Here is a 21,062-nt window from a genome sequence, read left to right as displayed (position 1 = left end):
AAAAGGACTTAGCCCTGTACAATACAGAACTAAATCCTTTGCTTAAATTAATTGTCTAACTTTTTGGGGTCAGTACATTGATGCAGCCTTTTCTTTTTATTTGAGATAGCGTTGAAGGAATTCTTTTGTACGGTCTTCTTTAGGATTGGTGAAGAGGTCTTCTGGTTTGCCTTCTTCAGCAATCACACCCTTATCCATAAAGATAACACGGTGAGAGACGTCACGGGCGAATTCCATTTCGTGGGTTACGACAATCATAGTCAAGCCTTCCTGAGCCAGATCTTGCATGATTTTGAGGACTTCTCCAACCATTTCTGGATCGAGAGCTGATGTTGGTTCATCAAAGAGAATGGCGTCCGGATTCATTGAAAGGGCACGAGCGATGGCTACACGTTGTTTTTGACCACCTGAGAGTTGTTTTGGTTTGGCTTGCCAGTAGCGTTCTCCCATGCCGACCTTTTCTAGGTTTTCTTTGGCAATCTTTTCAGCTTCTGTACGTTCGCGTTTAAGGACAGTTGTCTGAGCGACAATTGTGTTTTCAAGTACGTTAAGATTTTCAAAGAGGTTAAAGGATTGGAACACCATCCCCAACTTTTCACGGTATTGCGTGAGGTCATAGCATTTTTCGAGAACGTTTTGTCCATGATAAAGGATTTGTCCATCAGTTGGCGTTTCAAGGAGGTTAATGGAGCGTAGGAAGGTTGATTTTCCGCTTCCAGAGCTTCCGATGATAGAGATTACCTCTCCCTTGTGGACAGTGAGTGAAATGTCTTTTAGCACTTCGTTTTGTCCATAGGATTTTTTGAGGTGTTTAATTTCAAGGATTGCTTGTGTCATTATTTCAAATCCTCCGTTTGCATTTGGTTAGCACCTGTAGTATAGGTATCCATGTCCATGCGGCGTTCGATGAAGCGGAGGATACGTGTTACGGTGAAGGTGAGGACAAAGTAAATCACGGCGATGATTGTAAATGTCTGGAAGTATTGATAGGTTTGCGTTGCCACGGTATTTCCTGAGAAATAAAGTTCGACAACAGAGATAACGTTCAATACAGATGTATCTTTGATATTGATGACAAATTCATTACCAGTTGCTGGTAGGATGTTACGGACAACCTGAGGTAGGACAATTTTACGCATGGTTTGGTTATGGGTCATACCAAGAGCAGTAGCGGCTTCAAATTGTCCCTTGTCAACTGCTAGGATACCACCACGGACGATTTCAGTCATGTAGGCTCCGGTGTTGATTGAAACGATGAAGATAGCAGCCAGTGTACGGTCAAGGTTGATACCGAAAGCTTGGGCCGTTCCATAGTAGATAACCATCGATTGAACGATCATTGGGGTACCACGGAAAATTTCAATGTAGACATTGAGGATCCAGCCGACTAGTTTTTGTAGGCCATAAATGGCTTTATTCTCAGATAGAGGAGCAGTACGGAAAACACCAATGGCAAGGCCGATAATGAGACCTGTGATGGTTCCGACGATAGAGATTAAAAGAGTGACACCAGCACCACGCAAAAGTTGTTGCCAGTTTTCAGAAAGAATTTTAGCGACTTGGCTAAAGAAGCTACTGCTAGTCTCTTCAGTTGTTGTAGCTTCGGCAGGTTGTTCCTTGATCATACGATCCATCAAGGCAACTTGGTCATCTTTTGAAATAGTTTCAATGCTGGCATTGATTTGGCTAATACGGTTGTCATCTTTACGAAGTCCAATGGCGATAGCTGTATCTTCTTCCCCCGTTTTGAAACCTGGTTCTACTTGAACCATCTTGAACTTAGAGTTCGCAGCTTCAGCAGTCAGTGCTTCTGGGCGTTCAGAAACATAAGCATCAATGACACCAGCCTCAAGAGCTTGGCGCATTTGAGCGAAGTCTCCCATGGCAGTTTCTTTTTTAGCACCTGGGATTTGTGCAATCAAGTCATAAAGATAGACACCTTGTTGAGAAGTGATTTTCGCACCATTAAAGTCATCCAAAGATTTAGCACTTGCGTAGGCAGAATCTTTTTTGATAAGCAAAACTGGTTCGCTAGTGTAGTAACTGCTTGAAAAGGCAATTTCTTGTTTGCGTTCGGCAGTTGGACTCATACCTGCGATAATCATGTCAATCTTACCAGAAGTAAGGGCAGGAACTAGACCTTCCCACTTTGTTTTAACAACCAAAGGTTCTTTACCTAAGTCCTTAGCGATTTTCTTGGCGATTTGAACATCGTATCCGTTAGCATACTGGTTAGTCCCATCGATTTTGACAGCCCCATTGCTATCATCATCCTGAGTCCAGTTAAAGGGAGCATATGCTGCTTCCATCCCGATGCGTAAATATTCATCGGCTTGGGCAACATTGACAAGTCCCAGCATCAGCAAGAGACTTGTGAAAATAGATAAGTATATTTTTCTCATGATTTCTCCTATTTCTAATCTATTAAAAAATAACTGTCTCCTATTTTATCGAAAAAAACTCTATTTTTCAATACAGGTAAGCCCTTACTTGAGAAAAAATGATATAATGATAGCAAAGATAAAAAGGGGGATTAGTTGATGAAAAAAACTTTTTTCTTACTGGTGTTAGGCTTGTTTTGCCTTCTTCCACTCTCTGTTTTTGCCATTGATTTCAAGATAAACTCTTATCAAGGAGATTTGTATATTCATGCAGACAATACGGCAGAATTTAGACAAAAGATAGTTTATCAGTTTGAGGAGGACTTTAAGGGCCAAATCGTGGGACTTGGACGTGCAGGTAAGATGCCTAGTGGATTTGACATTGATCCTCATCCAAAGGTTCAGGCTGCGAAAAACAGTGCTGAACTGACAGACGTTACTAGCGAAGTGACAGAAGAGGCGAATGGTTATACTGTGAAAGTCTACAATTCAGGTCAGGAGGGTGACATAGTTGAAGTTGACCTCACATGGAATTTAAAAAATTTGCTTTTTCTATATGATGACATCGCTGAATTAAATTGGCAACCTCTGACAGATAGTTCAGGAACTATTGGAAAGTTTGAATTTCATGTAAGGGGAGACAAGGGGGCTGAAAAACTCTTTTTCCATACAGGGAAACTTTTTAGAGAGGGAACGATTGAAAAGAGTAACCTTGATTATACTATCCGTTTAGACAATCTCCCGCCTAAGCGTGGAGTTGAATTGCATGCCTACTGGCCTCGAACTAATTTTGCTAGCGCTAGGGATCAGGGATTGAAAGGAAATCGTTTAGAAGAATTTAATAAGATAGAAGACTCGATTTTTAAAGAAAAAGAGCAAAGTAAACAACTCGTTACCTGGGTCTTCCCTTTGATACTTTCTATCTCCTTGTTATTAAGTGTCTGTTTCTATTTTATTTATAGAAGAAAGACCACTCCTTCGGTCAAATATGCCAAAAATCATCGTATCTATGAACCACCAATGGAATTAGAGCCTATGGTTTTATCAGAAGCAGTCTACTCGACCTCCTTGGAGGAAGTGAGTCCTCTAACAAAAGGAGCAGGTAAATTTACCTTTGATCAACTTATTCAAGCTACCTTGCTAGATGTGATAGACCGTGGAAATGTCTCTATCATTTCAGAAGGAGATGCAGTTGGTTTGAGGCTAGTAAAAGAAGATGGTTTGTCAAGCTTTGAGAAAGACTGTCTAAATCTGGCTTTTTCAGGCAAAAAAGAAGAAACTCTTTCCAATTTGTTTGCGGATTACAAGGTATCTGATAGTCTTTATCGTAGAGCCAAAGCTTCTGATGAAAAACGGATTCAAGCAAAGGGGCGTCAGCTCAAATCTTCTTTTGAAGAAGTATTGAACCAGATGCAAGAAGGAGTGAGAAAACGAATTTCCTTCTGGGGGCTCCCAGATTATTATCGTCCTTTAACTGGTGGGGAAAAGGCCTTGCAAGTGGGTATGGGGGTCTTGACTATCTTGCCCCTATTTATCGGATTTGGTTTGTTCTTGTACAGTTTGGATGTTTATGGCTATCTTTACATCCCCTTGCCAATACTTGGTTTTCTAGGTTTGGCGTTGGCTGTTTTCTATTATTGGAAGCTTCGATTAGATAATCGTGATGGTGTCCTAAATGAAGCAGGAGCAGAAGTATACTATCTCTGGACCAGTTTTGAAAATATGTTGCGTGAGATTGCAAGATTGGATCAGGCTGAATTGGAAAGTATTGTGGTCTGGAATCGCCTCTTGGTCTATGCGACCTTATTTGGCTATGCGGACAAGGTCAGCCATTTGATGAAGGTTCATCAGATTCAAGTGGAAAACCCAGATATCAACCTCTATGTAGCTTATGGCTGGCACAGTATGTTTTATCATTCAAGCGCGCAAATGAGCCATTATGCAAATGTCGCAAATACAGCAAGTACCTACTCTGTATCTTCTGGAAGTGGAAGTTCTGGCGGTGGCTTCTCTGGAGGCGGAGGCGGTGGCAGTATCGGCGCCTTTTAAAGAGAACTGCCATAGACTGAAAAAATATGCTATAATGGAAGATAGAAAAAGGAGTAATCTATGTATCTTATTGAAATTTTAAAATCTATCTTCTTCGGGATTGTTGAAGGAATTACGGAATGGTTGCCGATTTCCAGTACAGGTCACTTGATTTTAGCAGAGGAATTTATCCAATACCAAAATCAGAATGAAGCTTTTATGTCCATGTTTAATGTTGTGATTCAGCTTGGCGCTATTTTAGCGGTTATGGTCATTTACTTTAATAAGCTCAATCCTTTTAAATCGACTAAGGACAAGCAGGAAGTTCGTAAGACTTGGAGATTGTGGTTGAAGGTCTTGGTTGCCACTTTGCCTTTACTTGCCGTCTTTAAATTTGATGATTGGTTTGATACCCACTTCCATAACATGGTTTCAGTTGCTCTCATGTTGATTATCTATGGGATTGCCTTTATCTATTTGGAAAAGCGCAATAAAGCGCGTGCTATCGAGCCAAGTGTAACAGAGTTGGACAAGCTTCCTTATACGACAGCCTTCTATATCGGTCTTTTCCAAGTTCTTGCCCTTTTACCGGGAACCAGTCGTTCTGGGGCAACGATTGTCGGTGGTTTGTTGAATGGAACTAGTCGTTCTGTTGTGACAGAATTTACCTTCTATCTTGGAATTCCAGTTATGTTTGGAGCTAGCGCATTAAAGATTTTCAAATTTGTGAAAGCAGGACAGCTCTTGAGCTTTGGACAATTGTTCTTGCTCTTGGTTGCGATGGGAGTCGCCTTTGCGGTCAGCATGATCGCTATTCGTTTCTTGACAAGTTATGTGAAAAAACACGACTTTACCCTTTTCGGTAAATACCGTATCGTGCTTGGTAGTGTCTTGCTACTTTATAGCTTTGTTCGTTTATTTGTATAAGAAAAACCTTGAAGGGGCAGCTCTTCAAGGTTTTAAAATCCAGTCAGGGTAATCCCCAATAGGCGGACACCTCTTTCTTTTTCGCTTAACTCTTCATAGAGTTGCAGGGCTATTTGACTTATATGACTAGCATCCTGTGTTTTTTGAACAATACTTTTTCGTTTAGTAAGAGTTGAAAAGTCTTCGTAGCGGATTTTCAAAATGACAATTTTTCCAGCTTTTTCTTGCTGATTGAGATTGAGAGCGACTCTTTCTGATAGAAGAGTCAGCTCTTTTTTGATATCTTCCTCGGCACGGAGAATCTTCCCGTAGGTTTTCTCCTTCCCGATTGATTTACGGATGCGATTGGATTTGACGGGGGAATTGTGAATACCACGAGCCTTTCGATACAGGTCATAGCCCAGTCTGCCAAAGCGGTCTATTAGGGTCACTTCAGGAACTTCAAGTAAATCAGCGCCAGTAAAAACACCCATTTGATGCAGACGTTCTACTGTCTTTTTTCCTACTCCATGAAACTTGGAAATATCCATTTGTTTGAGAAAATCCTCAGCCTGGTCAGGTAGAATCACTGTCAAACCATGAGGTTTTTGATAATCGCTAGCCATTTTAGCTAAGAATTTGTTATAAGAAACGCCAGCAGAAGCAGTTAGATGGAGTTCTTGCCAGATATCCTCTTGAATGAGGCGAGCGATTTTGACCGCTGACTTGATACCGAGTTTATTTTCTGTTACATCCAAATAGGCTTCGTCAATACTCATAGGTTCAATCAAATCTGTATAGCGCTTAAAAATAGCTCGAATCTGGAGTCCCACAGCTTTGTATTTCTCATAATTTCCTGAGATGAAGACGGCCTGGGGACAACGCTCATAGGCTTCCTTAGAGCTCATGGCTGAATGGACACCAAAAGCTCGCGCCTCATAGCTACAGGTAGAAACGACTCCCCGCCCACCTGTTTGCCGAGGGTCGTTTCCGATAATGACAGGTTTTCCTCTGAGCTTAGGATTATCCCTGATTTCCACGGCAGCAAAAAAGGCATCCATGTCAATATGGATGATTTTTCTTGACAAATCATTTAACAAAGGAAAAATCAACATGCCTAGCCCCCTTTTTACTGCTTATTTTCTTTTATTATACCCTTTTTTCTGAAAAAAGGGAAAAAGGGTATATTTTTTTCAAAAATATAATACAGTTTGGAACAAAACATAGACTGTTTTAGAAAAGAAAGTGTAAAAATAAGGGTTTTCTACTTGTTGAAATCGGTTACTGTGTGTTATACTTGTCTCATGAATGTAACAGATGGTTGTTACTAGAAAGAAAAAAGAGGACATTAACATGGTTGTTAAGACAGTTGTTGAAGCACAAGATATTTTTGACAAAGCTTGGGAAGGCTTCAAAGGCGTAGATTGGAAAGAAAAAGCAAGTGTATCACGCTTCGTACAAGCTAACTACACACCTTATGATGGAGACGAAAGCTTCCTCGCAGGACCAACAGAACGTTCACTTCACATCAAAAAAATTGTAGAAGAAACTAAGGCTCACTACGAAGAAACTCGTTTCCCAATGGACACTCGTCCAACATCTATTGCTGACATTCCAGCAGGATTTATCGATAAAGAAAACGAAGTTATCTTCGGTATCCAAAACGATGAACTCTTCAAATTGAACTTCATGCCAAAAGGTGGTATCCGTATGGCTGAAACTACTTTGAAAGAAAATGGATACGAACCAGACCCAGCTGTTCACGAAATCTTCACCAAATACGTAACAACAGTTAACGATGGTATCTTCCGTGCTTACACTTCAAACATTCGTCGCGCTCGTCACGCTCACACTGTAACTGGTCTTCCAGATGCATACTCACGTGGACGTATCATCGGTGTTTACGCACGTCTTGCTCTTTACGGTGCAGACTACTTGATGCAAGAAAAAGTAAACGATTGGAATGCAATCGAAGAAATCGATGAAGAAACAATCCGTCTTCGTGAAGAAATCAACCTTCAATACCAAGCATTGCAACAAGTTGTTCGCTTGGGTGACCTTTACGGAGTTGACGTTCGCAAACCAGCGATGAACGTTAAAGAAGCTATCCAATGGGTTAACATCGCCTTCATGTCTGTCTGCCGTGTTATCAACGGTGCTGCTACATCTCTAGGTCGTGTGCCAATCGTATTGGACATCTTTGCAGAACGTGACCTTGCTCGTGGTACATTTACTGAATCAGAAATCCAAGAATTCGTTGATGATTTCGTTATGAAACTTCGTACAGTTAAATTTGCTCGTACAAAAGCTTACGACCAATTGTACTCAGGTGACCCAACCTTCATCACAACTTCTATGGCTGGTATGGGTAACGACGGTCGTCACCGTGTTACTAAGATGGACTACCGTTTCTTGAACACCCTTGACAATATCGGTAACTCTCCAGAACCAAACTTGACAGTTCTTTGGACTGACAAATTGCCATACAACTTCCGTCGCTACTGTATGCATATGAGCCACAAACACTCTTCTATCCAATACGAAGGTGTAACAACAATGGCTAAAGACGGATATGGTGAAATGAGCTGTATCTCATGCTGTGTGTCTCCACTTGACCCAGAAAATGAAGAACAACGTCACAACATCCAGTACTTCGGTGCTCGTGTAAACGTATTGAAAGCCCTTCTTACTGGTTTGAACGGTGGTTACGACGATGTTCACAAAGACTACAAAGTATTTGACATCGAACCAATCCGTGACGAAGTTCTTGAATTCGAATCAGTTAAAGCTAACTTTGAAAAATCTCTTGACTGGTTGACTGATACTTACGTAGATGCTTTGAACATCATCCATTACATGACTGATAAGTACAACTACGAAGCTGTTCAAATGGCATTCTTGCCAACTAAACAACGTGCCAACATGGGATTCGGTATCTGTGGATTTGCCAACACTGTTGACACATTGTCAGCTATCAAATACGCTACAGTTAAACCAATCCGTGACGAAAATGGCTACATCTACGATTACGAAACAATCGGTGAATACCCACGTTGGGGTGAAGATGACCCACGTTCAAACGAATTGGCAGAATGGTTGATCGAAGCTTACACAACTCGTCTACGTAGCCACAAACTTTACAAAGATGCAGAAGCTACAGTTTCACTTTTGACTATCACATCTAACGTTGCTTACTCTAAACAAACTGGTAACTCACCAGTCCACAAAGGTGTATACCTCAACGAAGATGGTTCTGTTAACTTGTCTAAACTTGAATTCTTCTCACCAGGTGCTAACCCATCTAATAAAGCTAAAGGTGGATGGTTGCAAAACTTGAACTCACTTTCTAGCCTTGACTTTAGTTATGCGGCTGATGGTATCTCATTGACTACACAAGTATCACCTCGCGCTCTTGGTAAGACTCGTGACGAACAAGTTGATAACTTGGTAACAATCCTTGATGGTTACTTTGAAAACGGTGGACAACACGTTAACTTGAACGTTATGGACTTGAACGATGTTTACGAAAAGATCATGTCAGGTGAAGACGTTATCGTACGTATCTCTGGATACTGTGTAAACACTAAATACCTCACTCCAGAACAAAAAACTGAATTGACACAACGTGTCTTCCACGAAGTTCTTTCAATGGATGATGCCTTGGATGCATTGAGCTAATCAAGTTCTTGAATAATGAAATAAGGAACCCTCGGTCAGTCGACTGAGGGTTGTTTTTGGGCTCTTAAATTCCTTAAGTCAGGTATTGAAATGTCTGACCGGGATTCAAAGATACTTGTTGAGTTGCGGGAGGTATTTGATACTCAATGAAAATCAAAGAGCAAACTAGGAAGCTAGCCGCAGGTTGCTCAAAGCACCGCTTTGAGGTTGTAGATAAGACTGACAAAGTCAGTCACACATATACGGCAAGGCGAAGCTGACGTGGTTTGAATTTTATTTTCGAAGAGTATGAAAATAAAAATACCACACTTTGTAAGACACAAGGTGTGGTTGTATTTTATCTCTTAGACCAAGTTCTCTTCATAAAGAGAAGTAGGATTGGGTAAATCTCTAATCGACCTGCAATCATTGCAAAGGAGAGAAGAATTTTTGAGATAGGACTAAAGATTGAGAAGCTAGAAGTGGTTCCTAGAATAGGTCCGATATTATTGAAACAGCTAAAGACAGCGCTGGTCACAACCAGAAAATCATTGCTATCTAGGCTGACAATAAAGATAAGGGATAGCAAAATCATAGAATAGATGACAAAGTACTTGAGAATCTTATGCTGGGTATCTTTGTCAATTACCGTTTTATTAACATGGAGGGTCAAAACACGGTGGGGTGATAGAATTGACAAAATCTGATTTTTAGCAATTTTTGAAAGGATAAGGCCTCGAATAACCTTGAGTCCACCTGCGGTTGAACCAGCAGAACCACCGATTCCCATAAGGAAGAGAAGGATAAACTGGGAGAAGAGGGGCCAGTTGGTAATGTCTCCGTAACCAAAACCAGTCGTTGTAATGATATTGGAAACCTGGAAGAAGGCCATTTCAAAACTCTTTGAAAATCCTGGATAGAGATAGAGGGTATTGAGGCTAATCAAGCCTGTAGAAAGCAGTACAATGACCAAGTAAGCTCGAAGTTCTTCATCTCCAAAGAAGGCTTTGACGCGACGGAGCATGAGGTAGTAGTAGAGATTGAAATTTACCCCAAAAACCAAAACTCCGATACTAACTAGATAGGTAATCAGTGAGCTACCATAGTGGGCGATTCCATCGTTATAGACTGTAAAACCTCCTGTACCTGCTGTTCCCATGGCAATGACAAAACTATCAAATAGGGGCATGCCAGCCAGATAATAGATGATGACAAAGAGGGAGAAGAGAGCTAGATAAAGGAGATAGAGAATCTGGGCAGTATTTTTGAGTTTGGATACAACCTTGCCAAAAACAGGGCCAGGAACCTCAGCTTTCATCACTTCTAGGTGGCTATTCTTGGCATTGTCCATAATAGCAAGTGCAAAAACAAGCACTCCCATCCCTCCAATCAAGTGGGTAAAACTTCGCCAGAAGAGGAGGGAACGACTGAGAACCGAAACGTCGTTCAGAATAGTTGCTCCAGTAGTTGTAAAGCCAGAACTGATTTCAAAAAAGGCATCGATAACGCTGGGAATTTGCTTAGCAAAAACAAAGGGGAGACCGCCAAAGAAGGACCAAAGGATCCAACAGAGGGCAACAATCAAGACTCCCTCCTTGGCATAAATCCGTTGATTTTTGGGCTTTTGTAAAATTCCTGAACCGCCTAGTAATACGAGAATCCCTATTGTTGAAAAGAGGGCCGTAAAGACTTGGCTCGATTCACGGTAATAGACAGCGACAGACACAGGAACCAAAAGAAGAACAGCTTCAATCAAAAGTAATTTTGAAAGGAGGTAACGAATCATACTTTTATTCATTTCTTACCTCGCGATCAAGTCATAAATCTTGGTGATGTTTGGCAACAAGGTTGTTACTAGGAGCTTGTCTCCAACTTCCAACATATCCTCCCCAGTAGGGAAAATAGTCTTGCCCTTTCGAATGATGGCTGCTATAAGAACCCCTTTTTTTAGTTTTAGTTGAGAAAGAGGTTTGGAAGTCATTTTATTAGCTTCCTTGATATGAAATTGCAGGGTTTCGATTTGGCCATTGGCTAGATGGTGCATGGCCTGAAGGTCTGAATACTGGGCATTAACCCGACCACGAATAAAGTGCATAATCGTATCTACAGCGATGCTTTTAGGTGTGATGATACTTGAAAAATCAGGCGCATTGATAATTTCGAGGAGACTGGTACGATTGACCTTGGTGATATTTTTTTGTACACCTACCCTGTCAAGGAACATAGAGGTAATCAGATTTTCCTCATCAACCCCTGTTAGAGTCGCAACGGCATCATAGTTTTGAGCACTTTCTTCCAGCAGGATATCTTTTGCGGTACCATCTCCTTGAACGATGTAGAGGTTTGGGAATTTCTCGCTAAAGAAGCTAGCGATTTCAGGATTGATTTCAATAACCTTGGTATCAATACGACTGTCTTTTAGGATACCTAGTAGATAATAGGCGATTCTACCAGCTCCAACAATAAGAAGGCTCTTCACGGCACGAGATTTAAAATAATTATGGAAGAGCATCATATCAACACGGTTACCAGTGACAAAGATTCTATCTTTATCCTGTATGGTCATGTCACCGCTTGGAATGATAATTTGATGATCCCTCTCTATCGCACAGACAATAACATTGCCAAATTTTTTACGAAAATCAGAAATGGGCATTTGGCAAAGACCGCTGGAAGATTTAACAGTGAATTCCATGAGGCTAACGCGTCCACCAAAGAAACGTTCGACAGAGAGGGCGTTGGGGAAGTCAATGATATTCGCGATAGCGCGGGCAGCCAAGAGCTCAGGGTTAACGATAAGAGAAAAACCGAGAATATTCTTTTCCTTGAAATAAGAGTTAGAATATTCAGGGTTCCGCACCCGAACGATGGTCTCTTTAGCTCCCATTTTTTTGGCTAGAACGGCTGCAATCATGTTCACTTCATCGTATTCAGTCAGGGCAATAAAGATATCACAATCCTGGACACTGGCTTGCTCAAGGATGGTAAAATCGGCCCCGTTACCAAGGATACCCATGATATCAAAGCGATTAACAATATGATTGAGAACAGCTTCGTCTTGCTCAATCAGCAAAACATCATGCTTTTCTGCAACCAAGGAGCGACAGAGGGCAGAACCAACTTTTCCCCCTCCGACAAGGATAATTTTCATAATAAAACCTACTTTTTCATGATGTAACTATCATACCTTTTTTCAAGAAAAAATGCACCTACTAGCTAATAACAAGAGCTTTTAGTAGGAAATTTGCTATAAGGTAAAACTATACCCTAATCAATTGAAATAGCTATTAGCGACTTTCTCTGAAATATGGTATGATAAAGGATATACAAGGAGATAAAATGAATAATAATTTACTGGTATTACAATCAGACTTTGGTCTGGTTGATGGTGCGGTATCGGCTATGATTGGAGTGGCTTTAGAAGAATCTCCAACCTTAAAAATTCATCATTTGACGCACGATATCACGCCTTATAATATTTTTGAGGGGAGCTATCGTCTCTTTCAGACGGTAGATTACTGGCCTGAGGGAACGACATTTGTATCGGTGGTCGATCCAGGTGTCGGCTCGAAACGTAAGAGTGTAGTTGCCAAGACTGTAAAAAATCAATACATTGTCACGCCAGACAATGGAACGCTTTCTTTTATCAAGAAACACGTTGGTATTGTAGCCATTCGTGAAATTTCTGAAGTGGCCAATAGACGTCAAAACACAGAGCATTCTTATACCTTCCACGGTCGTGATGTCTATGCCTATACTGGTGCTAAACTAGCCAGTGGTCACATTAGTTTTGAGGAAGTGGGGCCAGAGCTCAGTGTGGATCAGATTGTGGAGCTTCCAGTCGTAGAGACCATCATAGAAGATTATCTAGTGAAGGGAGCTATTGATATTCTGGATGTGCGTTTTGGTTCGCTTTGGACCTCTATCACGCGAGAAGAATTTTACAAGCTGGAACCAGCATTCGGTGACCGTTTTGAGGTGACTATCTATCATGCAGATATGCTGGTCTATCAAAATCAGGTTGTTTATGGCAAATCATTTGTGGATGTGAGAATTGGGCAACCCATCCTTTACATCAACTCTCTCTATCGTTTAGGTCTGGCTATCAACCAAGGTTCCTTTGCCAAGGCCTATAATGTGGGTGTCGGTTCATCTTGGACCATTGAAATAAAGAAAATAGAAGGATAAAATAGGAGAATATAGATGAAAAATCAATCAATTAAACAAGTTGTTGCTATCGGTGTTGGAGCTGCGCTCTTTGTTGTCATCGGGATGATCAGTATTCCAACGCCTGTTCCAAATACAAGCATCCAGCTTCAGTATGCGGTACAGAGCCTCTTGTCTATTATTTTTGGCCCTCTAGTGGGACTACTTGTTGGTTTAATTGGGCATGCGGTGAAGGACTCTCTTGCTGGCTACGGTCTATGGTGGACTTGGATTATTGCTAGTGGTCTCTTTGGTCTAGCTGTAGGTCTCTTTAGAAAATACATTCGAGTAACACAGGGTGTTTTTGAGTTGAAGGATATTGTCTTCTTTAACCTCATTCAGATTGTTGCAAATGCTCTTGTTTGGGGTGTCTGGGCACCACTTGGAGATGTTGTGATTTACCAAGAAGCGGCAGAAAAAGTATTTGCCCAAGGGATTGTTGCGGGAATTGCTAATGCTGTAACTGTAGCTATCGCAGGTACCCTTCTCTTGCTAGCTTATTCACGTACGCAGACTCGTTCAGGAAGTTTGAAAAAGGATTAACATAAAGGAAAAGGCTGGGCAACCAGTCTTTTTCGATGTTTATAGACTAGTCAGGTAACCAGTCTAGGCTAGGAATCTTGTTGGTGCTAAGTTTTTAAGAGAAGAGTCTGCAAGAAGGGGTAGATTTATGATAAAATAGAAGTCTAAGAAGCGAATGAAGAGAGTAAGATGAAAGAAGCTATAATTGAGTGGAAGGATTTCTCTTTCCAGTATGAAAGTCAACAAGAACCGACCTTGCAAGGGGTGGATTTGACCATTTATAAGGGAGAAAAAGTCTTAATTGTTGGACCATCTGGGTCAGGTAAGTCTACCTTGGGGCAGTGTTTGAATGGGATTATTCCCAATATTTACAAGGGTAAGAAGTCTGGAGAATTTTTGATCAAGGGGCAAGCAGCCTTTGATATGAGCATCTATGACAAATCTCATCTGGTTAGCACAGTTTTGCAGGATACAGATGGGCAGTTTATCGGTCTGTCTGTGGCAGAGGATTTGGCTTTTGCTCTGGAAAATGATGTGACAGCTCTAGATGAGATGAAAAGTCGTGTTCATAAATGGGCTGAAAAGTTGGATCTCCTCTCTTTACTGTCTCAGCGTCCTCAGGATTTGTCTGGCGGTCAAAAGCAGCGAGTTAGTCTAGCTGGTGTCTTGATTGATGAGAGTCCGATTCTCTTGTTTGATGAGCCACTCGCCAATCTGGATCCCAAGTCAGGTCAGGATATTATCGAATTGATTGACCAAATTCATAAGGAAGAGGGGACGACGACCCTTATTATTGAACATCGTTTGGAGGATGTTCTGCATCGCCCTGTGGATCGGATTGTCTTGATAAACGATGGTCGTATCCTCTTTAATGGGAGCCCTAATCAGTTACTGGCGACTGATTTATTGACCCAAAATGGAATCCGAGAACCTCTTTATCTAACGACTCTCCGTCAATTGGGTGTGGATTTAGTCAAGGAAAAACAGTTAGCAAATCTGGATAACTTGTCTATCTCAAAAGGGCAGGTTCAGTTACAGACGGAACTGGCAAAAGAGATTCCAGATTTACAGTCACTCTTTAGACTAGAGGATGTGTCTTTTTCTTATGACGATAGACCAATTTTGAAATCCATTTGTCTGGATATTAAAAAGGGTGAAAAGATTGCCATTGTCGGAAAAAATGGGGCTGGGAAATCAACTCTAGCCAAGGCCTTAAGTAGCTTTATTCAGACGGAAGGTCGCTATCTTTGGGAAGGACAGGATATAAAAGGAGATTCTGTTGCAGAGCGGGCGGAACGAGTAGGCTATGTGCTGCAAAATCCCAATCAAATGATTTCAACCAATATGATTTTTGATGAGGTGGCTCTAGGGCTTCGTTTGCGAGGTGTGGATGAGAAGGAAATTGAAACGAGAGTCTATGAAACTTTGAAAATCTGTGGTCTTTATGAATTCCGTAATTGGCCTATTTCTGCCCTTTCGTTTGGACAGAAAAAACGTGTGACTATTGCCTCAATTTTGGTCTTAGGAGCTGAAATCATTCTCCTAGATGAACCGACTGCAGGTCAAGACCAGAAGAACTATACTGAGATTATGGAATTTCTCGAAGAGTTGCATCAAAAAGGGCATACCATTGTCATGATTACTCATGATATGCAATTGATGCTGGATTATTCAGATCGAGCCCTTGTCATGGTGGATGGGGAGCTGATTGCCGATACTGATCCAGCTAGTCTTTTGAGCAATCCTGAGTTGTTAGTAAAAGCCAACCTAAAAGAAACTTCAATCTTCAACTTGGCCAAGAAACTAGACGTGGATCCACTTGCGTTAACGGCATTTTACAAAGAAAGGAGAGAAGGATGCAAGCTAAATTAATTGGTTACCAGCATAGAGATACTGTGATTCATCGCTTGTCAGGAGCTGGTAAACTCCTCTTTTTCATTCTCGTATCATTGGCGGCCATGATTAGCTATGATACCAGACTGCTTGTTCTGATTGCCATTTTTTCGGTTTTTCTCCTCTATTTGTCAGAAATCCGCTTTAAAGATGTTTCCTTTGTAGCCGTTTTTGCGACGGTATTTGCCGTTTTAAACGTTTTGATGGTCTATCTCTTTTCTCCCGAGTATGGGGTTGGACTTTACGGAGAAAGAAGTGTGATTTGGCAGGGAATCGGTGCCTACACTCTGACCAGTCAAGAGCTCTTTTATCTACTAAATCTGGCCATTAAGTACCTTTGCACCATTCCTCTGGCTATTATCTTTTTGATGACAACTCATCCTAGTCAGTTTGCTTCTAGTTTAAATCAAATTGGTGTGCCTTATAAGATTGCCTATTCTGTCAGCCTGACTTTGCGCTATATTCCAGATTTGCAGGAAGAATTCTTTACCATCAAGATGTCTCAGGAAGCGCGTGGGATGGAATTATCCAAGAAAGCTTCTCTTATCCAACGAATCAAAGGCAATCTGCGCATTATCACTCCCTTGATTTTTAGCTCGCTAGAACGCATTGATACCATCGCGACCGCCATGGAGCTTCGCCGCTTTGGGAAAGAGAAAAAACGCACATGGTATAGTTATCAGGCCTTGAAAAAAGGTGATTATCTTACCTTGCTCTTGGCAGCCTTGTTTTTAGTAGCTAGTTTACTACTTATTTTGCAGAATCAGGGACGATTTTACAACCCTTGGAAATAGCTTGAAAAAATTGAAAAAATCAAGTCGTTTCTATTGACAATGATTCTGAAAGTGTTATACTAAGAAAGTAGTTTCGCTGATTTACTTCAAACCTGTTGTGAGGTAAGTTAACGATGCCTTAACCACGCTGTTTGCTGAGCTTGACTCCGGGCAGTGTGGCTATTTTTTTGCAATGGTGAAAGGAAGCAAGTCATGACAAATCACATTGTATTATTTGAACCACAAATTCCACAAAATACAGGCAATATCGCGCGTACTTGCGCTGCGACCAATTCTCCCCTCCACATCATCAAGCCAATGGGCTTTCCTATTGACGACCGCAAGATGAAGCGAGCTGGTTTGGATTATTGGGATAAGCTAGAGATTTATTTTTACGAGAGTTTGGAGGATTTCATGTCTCAGATGAAGGGAAAACTCTATCTGATTTCGAAATTCGCTGAGAAAGTGTATTCTGAGGTGGATTTATCGACTAACGAAGACCATTATTTTCTCTTTGGACGTGAAGACAAGGGCTTGCCGGAGGACTTTATGCGAGAACATCCTGAAAAGGCTCTCCGTATTCCCATGAATGATGAACATGTCCGCAGTCTCAATGTGTCTAATACCGTCTGCATGATTGTCTACGAAGCCCTCCGCCAGCAGAACTTTGCAGGTCTTGAGCTCGTTCATACCTATGAAGTGGATAAATTGAAATAAAAAATGAAAATGAACAAAATGCTTGCGCTTGCAAGCGTTTTTTGTTATGATAAAAGAGTCTTCAGGGCAGGGTGTGATTCCCGACCGGCGGTAAATTTGACTAGCTATTTTAGCTTTCTCGTTGTTGTCTTGTCTCGATATACTTTAAGTATTATCTTCGACTGCGACGCCTAGATAAATCTAAAATATCTTAGCCAAATAAGTCCGCGAGCGCAAGCTGATGTGGTGAGATTCCACAACCGACAGTATAGTCTGGATGGGAGAAGACGAAAGAATAGCTTTGTCTGTTCTGATGGATTTATAGCTAGATTGTAACCGCTTGCTTTAGTTTGCTTTGATAAAGTGAGAGGGAACTTTTGGGATATAAAAAGTGAGAATAGATAGAGGAATCCTTTCCAACTTCTTCTGATTTTATAGAAAATTGGAGGAACCTGTTATGACAAACACACGTCGACTTTCGACCATTGCGATCTTATCAGCCATCTCATTTGTGCTGATGTACTTTGACTTTCCGCTTTTACCAGCGGCATCCTTCCTCAAGATCGAATTTAGTATCTTGCCAGTCCTTGTGGGTCTGGTGGTCATGGATTTGCCTGCTGCTCTAGGAATCCTCTTGCTTCGCTCACTCTTGAAATTGCTTCTTAACAGCCAAGGAGTGAATACTTACATTGGTTTGCCGATGAATATCGTGGCTTTGGGAGTTTTTGTCATCGTATTTGCTTTGATTTGGAAAAAGGAACGGACAACCCTTCGTTTCCTACTAGGCTCTCTAGCTGGAACTATTGGCTTGACCGTAGCTATGTTGGTTCTCAACTATGTTTACGCTGTTCCTTTGTACGCTAAGTTTGCTAACTTTGATATTGGAAAAATTTTGGGACTTTCCAACTACCTAATGACCATGGTATTACCTTTTAACTTGATTGAGGGTATTATCTTTTCCGTTTCATTCTGGTTGTTGTATGTTCTCTTGAAACCAACCTTAAAACATTATGAAAGATAAACAAACATTTTTAATGAAGGGCAGTTTTGCCCTTTTACTTTTCGTTATTCTTGGCTACATGGTCAAATTTTACCCTGAAACGCTGGTCGGTTTTGACCAACCGATACAGACTGCCGTTCGAGGAGACTTGCCAGATTACTTGACTATTCTTTTCCGAGCCATCACACGCCTGATTGATATCCCAGTGATTATCACTTGGGTTGTCATCGTAGCCTTTATCTTTTATCGTAAGCGGTGGAAGATAGAAAGTTTCTTCATGCTAGGGAATTTGGCTTTGGCTGGTCTTTTAATCGTGACCTTTAAAAATATCTACCAGCGCCCACGACCAGCTATTTTACACTTGGTTGAGGAGAAGGGATTTTCCTTCCCAAGCGGCCATTCTCTGGCTGTAACCTTGCTGGTCGGTTCTCTGATTGTCATTCTCAGTCAACGGATTAAAAATCCAGTCTGGAGAAAAATCGTGCAAATCGTCCTTGGTCTCTACCTAGTCAGTGTGCTGGTATCAAGGGTCTATCTGGGAGTTCACTATCCATCAGATGTCCTTGCCAGTCTCTGTGTGGGCTTGGGAGTCCTGTTTATCGAGTTTCCCTTCTATGACAAGCTCCGATTCCAATGGCGATTTAAAGGCAAGCAGAAGTGAGTATCAAATTCCTTTGAGGAGAAAGAAATGAAAGTCAATATAGCAGATCTTCATCCGACTCAACTATACTTATCAGAAAAGAAGTTGCAAGATATTCAGATGCTTTACCAGTCGGCAGAAACAATCCAAGTCGATCCAATCAGTATTCTTGCCTTTGGAAATTGCTTGTTGATTACAGATGGACATCACAGGGCTTATCAGGCTTTATTGGCAGGTCGGGATACGATTTCTGCTGAGTGGGATAGAGATGGTGGTGATGAACTATATCATCTCTATGCGCAAGCTTGTGAGGAAAGAATGATTTACTCTGTTCTGGATTTAAAAAATCATATCTTAGCTCAAGATGAGTATGAAGCAAAATGGTATAACTGGTGTGATGGTTTTAATCAAGCAGCAACTCTCTTATTGAAAAGGAAAGCAGATGAAACAGGCCTTATAAATAGGTAGTGCATTGTGTCTTGTTCCTTTTTATACTGAAATTAATCTAATCTAACTTGTTTTTTAACTCAAAATCTGATAAACTATGTAGTAATTGAATAGAAATCTGCAAGACTAGTAACTCAAGGGAAGTATATCAGGGAGGAGAGCCGTGACTGCAAGCTCTCTATATGAAAGCTGGGTGAATTCACTTGCGCATGGATTTAGAAATGAAGGTCTGACTTGTCAGATGAAAACGGATGGTACCGCGTGTCAACGCTCCGAGTGGAGTTTTTGGCATGTGGTTTTCTTTTTATCTACGAGAGACTGATGGAGGAATTATGTCAACTATTGAAGAACAATTAAAAGCGCTTCGTGAAGAAACGCTGGCTAGCTTGAAGCAGATTACTGCTGAAAATAAAAAAGAGATGCAAGATTTGCGTGTCTCTGTCCTTGGTAAAAAGGGATCGCTCACTGAAATCCTCAAAGGGATGAAAGATGTCTCTGCTGAGATGCGTCCGATTATCGGGAAACATGTCAATGAAGCGCGTGATGTCTTGACAGCAGCTTTTGAAGAAACTGCTAAGCTTTTGGAAGAAAAGAAAGTTGCAGCTCAATTAGCAAGTGAGAGTATCGATGTGACCCTTCCAGGTCGTCCAGTTGCGACTGGTCACCGCCACGTCCTCACACAAACCAGTGAAGAAATCGAAGATATCTTCATCGGTATGGGTTACCAAGTCGTGGATGGTTTTGAAGTGGAGCAAGACTACTATAACTTTGAGCGTATGAACCTTCCCAAAGACCACCCAGCTCGCGATATGCAGGATACTTTCTATATCACTGAAGAAATCTTGCTCCGTACCCACACGTCTCCAGTTCAGGCGCGTGCTATGGATGCCCATGATTTTTCTAAAGGTCCTTTGAAGATGATCTCGCCAGGGCGTGTGTTCCGTCGTGATACGGACGATGCGACTCACAGTCACCAGTTCCACCAAATCGAAGGCTTGGTTGTTGGGAAGAACATTTCTATGGCAGATCTTCAAGGAACCCTGCAGTTGATTGTCCAAAAAATGTTCGGTGAAGAGCGTCAAATCCGTCTGCGTCCATCCTACTTCCCATTCACAGAGCCATCTGTTGAGGTGGATGTTTCTTGCTTTAAGTGTGGTGGAGAAGGTTGTAACGTATGTAAGAAAACAGGTTGGATCGAGATTATGGGTGCTGGTATGGTTCACCCACGTGTTCTTGAAATGAGTGGTATCGATGCGACTGTTTACTCTGGCTTTGCCTTTGGTCTTGGTCAAGAGCGTGTAGCCATGCTCCGTTACGGAATCAACGATATCCGTGGATTCTACCAAGGAGATGTTCGCTTCTCAGAACAGTTTAAATAATGATTAGAAAAGTAGAAATTGCAGATGTTGAGGTGTTGGCTAAAATTGCCAAACAAACTTTTCGTGAAACATTTGCGCATGATAATACGGAAGAGCAGTTACAGGAATACTTTGAAGAGGCTTATAGTCTGAAAACTTTGTCAACTGAGTTGGAAAATCCAGATTCCGAAACCTATTTCATTATGCATGAAGAGGAGATAGCTGGTTTTCTCAAAGTCAACTGGGGAAGTGCTCAAACTGAGAGAGAATTAGAGGACGCTTTTGAAATTCAACGCCTCTATGTTCTACAAAAATTTCAAGGATTTGGACTAGGTAAGCAACTGTTTGAATTCGCACTTGAACTTGCTACCAAAAATAGTTTTTCCTGGGCTTGGTTAGGTGTTTGGGAGCATAATACAAAAGCTCAAGCGTTTTATAACCGATATGGTTTTGAAAAATTTAGCCAACATCATTTTATGGTTGGTCAAAAAGTAGATACAGATTGGTTACTGAAAAAGAAATTAAGGTAAGAAGAGGATTCTTCTATTGAAATGA

Annotated in this window: 18 protein-coding genes and 1 riboswitch; of the genes, 13 read left to right on the top strand and 5 right to left on the bottom strand. The window is 41.3% G+C overall.

Features of this window, described 5'->3' with window-relative positions; genetic code table 11:
• Positions 1–96: 96 nt before the first annotated feature.
• Both OCF95_RS05825 and OCF95_RS05820 read right to left on the bottom strand, forming a co-directional pair.
• Positions 97–837, bottom strand: coding sequence for an amino acid ABC transporter ATP-binding protein (locus OCF95_RS05825; RefSeq protein WP_084923270.1), 741 nt, complete (start codon positions 835–837; stop codon positions 97–99).
• On the bottom strand, positions 837–2,402 hold the full coding sequence (locus OCF95_RS05820) for an ABC transporter substrate-binding protein/permease (protein ID WP_033686329.1): 1,566 nt from the start codon (positions 2,400–2,402) through the stop codon (positions 837–839). The genes OCF95_RS05825 and OCF95_RS05820 overlap by 1 nt, the downstream gene beginning before the upstream one ends.
• 138 nt (positions 2,403–2,540) lie before the next feature.
• On the opposite strand from OCF95_RS05820, the gene OCF95_RS05815 reads away from it, so the two are divergent.
• Entirely contained in the window at positions 2,541–4,430 is a 1,890-nt protein-coding gene (locus OCF95_RS05815; protein ID WP_261105056.1) for a DUF2207 domain-containing protein, read from the top strand.
• Between the two features lie 60 nt (positions 4,431–4,490).
• On the top strand, positions 4,491–5,336 hold the full coding sequence (locus OCF95_RS05810; protein ID WP_261105055.1) for an undecaprenyl-diphosphate phosphatase: 846 nt from the start codon (positions 4,491–4,493) through the stop codon (positions 5,334–5,336).
• Positions 5,337–5,368: 32 nt separating this feature from the next.
• On the opposite strand, the gene dinB is transcribed toward OCF95_RS05810, so the two are convergent.
• Positions 5,369–6,430, bottom strand: coding sequence for a DNA polymerase IV (gene dinB, locus OCF95_RS05805; protein WP_261105054.1), 1,062 nt, complete (start codon positions 6,428–6,430; stop codon positions 5,369–5,371).
• A 238-nt stretch (positions 6,431–6,668) separates the two neighbouring features.
• Here dinB and pflB point away from each other — a divergent pair, with 238 nt between their 5' ends.
• The gene (pflB, locus tag OCF95_RS05800) at positions 6,669–8,993 is read left to right on the top strand and encodes a formate C-acetyltransferase (protein WP_000260631.1); all 2,325 of its coding nucleotides are present in this window, start codon (positions 6,669–6,671) and stop codon (positions 8,991–8,993) included.
• Positions 8,994–9,330: 337 nt separating this feature from the next.
• On the opposite strand, the gene OCF95_RS05795 is transcribed toward pflB, so the two are convergent.
• Both OCF95_RS05795 and trkA read right to left on the bottom strand, forming a co-directional pair.
• The gene (locus OCF95_RS05795; protein WP_001043441.1) at positions 9,331–10,770 is read right to left on the bottom strand and encodes a TrkH family potassium uptake protein; all 1,440 of its coding nucleotides are present in this window, start codon (positions 10,768–10,770) and stop codon (positions 9,331–9,333) included.
• Between the two features lie 3 nt (positions 10,771–10,773).
• The gene (trkA, locus tag OCF95_RS05790; protein ID WP_024056705.1) at positions 10,774–12,123 is read right to left on the bottom strand and encodes a Trk system potassium transporter TrkA; all 1,350 of its coding nucleotides are present in this window, start codon (positions 12,121–12,123) and stop codon (positions 10,774–10,776) included.
• A 188-nt stretch (positions 12,124–12,311) separates the two neighbouring features.
• On the opposite strand from trkA, the gene OCF95_RS05785 reads away from it, so the two are divergent.
• The 10 genes from OCF95_RS05785 (at position 12,312) to OCF95_RS05740 (ending at position 21,037) form a co-directional block, all read left to right on the top strand.
• Entirely contained in the window at positions 12,312–13,160 is an 849-nt protein-coding gene (locus OCF95_RS05785) for an SAM hydrolase/SAM-dependent halogenase family protein (RefSeq protein ID WP_261019946.1), read from the top strand.
• A 15-nt stretch (positions 13,161–13,175) separates the two neighbouring features.
• Positions 13,176–13,721 (top strand): ECF-type riboflavin transporter substrate-binding protein, encoded by a 546-nt coding sequence (locus OCF95_RS05780; protein ID WP_143952828.1) that lies wholly within the window; start codon positions 13,176–13,178, stop codon positions 13,719–13,721.
• 168 nt (positions 13,722–13,889) lie between these two features.
• A complete protein-coding gene (locus OCF95_RS05775) occupies positions 13,890–15,572 on the top strand; it encodes an ABC transporter ATP-binding protein (RefSeq protein ID WP_261105053.1) in 1,683 nt (560 codons plus the stop codon).
• Complete coding sequence (locus OCF95_RS05770) at positions 15,557–16,387, top strand: energy-coupling factor transporter transmembrane component T family protein (RefSeq protein ID WP_261105052.1); 831 nt, start codon at positions 15,557–15,559, stop codon at positions 16,385–16,387. Before OCF95_RS05775 ends, OCF95_RS05770 begins: the two co-directional genes overlap by 16 nt.
• Positions 16,388–16,579: 192 nt before the next feature.
• Positions 16,580–17,083 carry a tRNA (cytidine(34)-2'-O)-methyltransferase gene (locus OCF95_RS05765; RefSeq protein WP_000181389.1) on the top strand — a complete coding sequence of 168 codons (504 nt, stop codon included), beginning with the start codon at positions 16,580–16,582 and terminating at the stop codon, positions 17,081–17,083.
• Between the two features lie 53 nt (positions 17,084–17,136).
• Positions 17,137–17,355: riboswitch (FMN riboswitch) on the top strand.
• 164 nt (positions 17,356–17,519) lie between these two features.
• The gene (locus tag OCF95_RS05760) at positions 17,520–18,083 is read left to right on the top strand and encodes an ECF transporter S component (RefSeq protein WP_020902736.1); all 564 of its coding nucleotides are present in this window, start codon (positions 17,520–17,522) and stop codon (positions 18,081–18,083) included.
• Positions 18,073–18,723, top strand: a complete 651-nt coding sequence (locus tag OCF95_RS05755) for a phosphatase PAP2 family protein (protein WP_000653438.1) — start codon at positions 18,073–18,075, stop codon at positions 18,721–18,723. The genes OCF95_RS05760 and OCF95_RS05755 overlap by 11 nt, the downstream gene beginning before the upstream one ends.
• Before the next feature lie 27 nt (positions 18,724–18,750).
• Positions 18,751–19,170 (top strand): chromosome partitioning protein ParB, encoded by a 420-nt coding sequence (locus tag OCF95_RS05750; RefSeq protein WP_000867301.1) that lies wholly within the window; start codon positions 18,751–18,753, stop codon positions 19,168–19,170.
• A gap of 311 nt (positions 19,171–19,481) precedes the next feature.
• A complete protein-coding gene (gene pheS, locus OCF95_RS05745) occupies positions 19,482–20,528 on the top strand; it encodes a phenylalanine--tRNA ligase subunit alpha (protein ID WP_031237702.1) in 1,047 nt (348 codons plus the stop codon).
• Entirely contained in the window at positions 20,528–21,037 is a 510-nt protein-coding gene (locus OCF95_RS05740; RefSeq protein ID WP_007522357.1) for a GNAT family N-acetyltransferase, read from the top strand. Before pheS ends, OCF95_RS05740 begins: the two co-directional genes overlap by 1 nt.
• The last annotated feature ends 25 nt before the right edge of the window (positions 21,038–21,062 follow it).

Source organism: Streptococcus mitis (genome assembly GCF_946188615.1).
Lineage (GTDB): Bacteria > Bacillota > Bacilli > Lactobacillales > Streptococcaceae > Streptococcus > Streptococcus mitis_BZ.
Note: the sequence above shows the minus strand (reverse complement) of the source record. Positions and strands in the feature narration are given on the sequence as shown.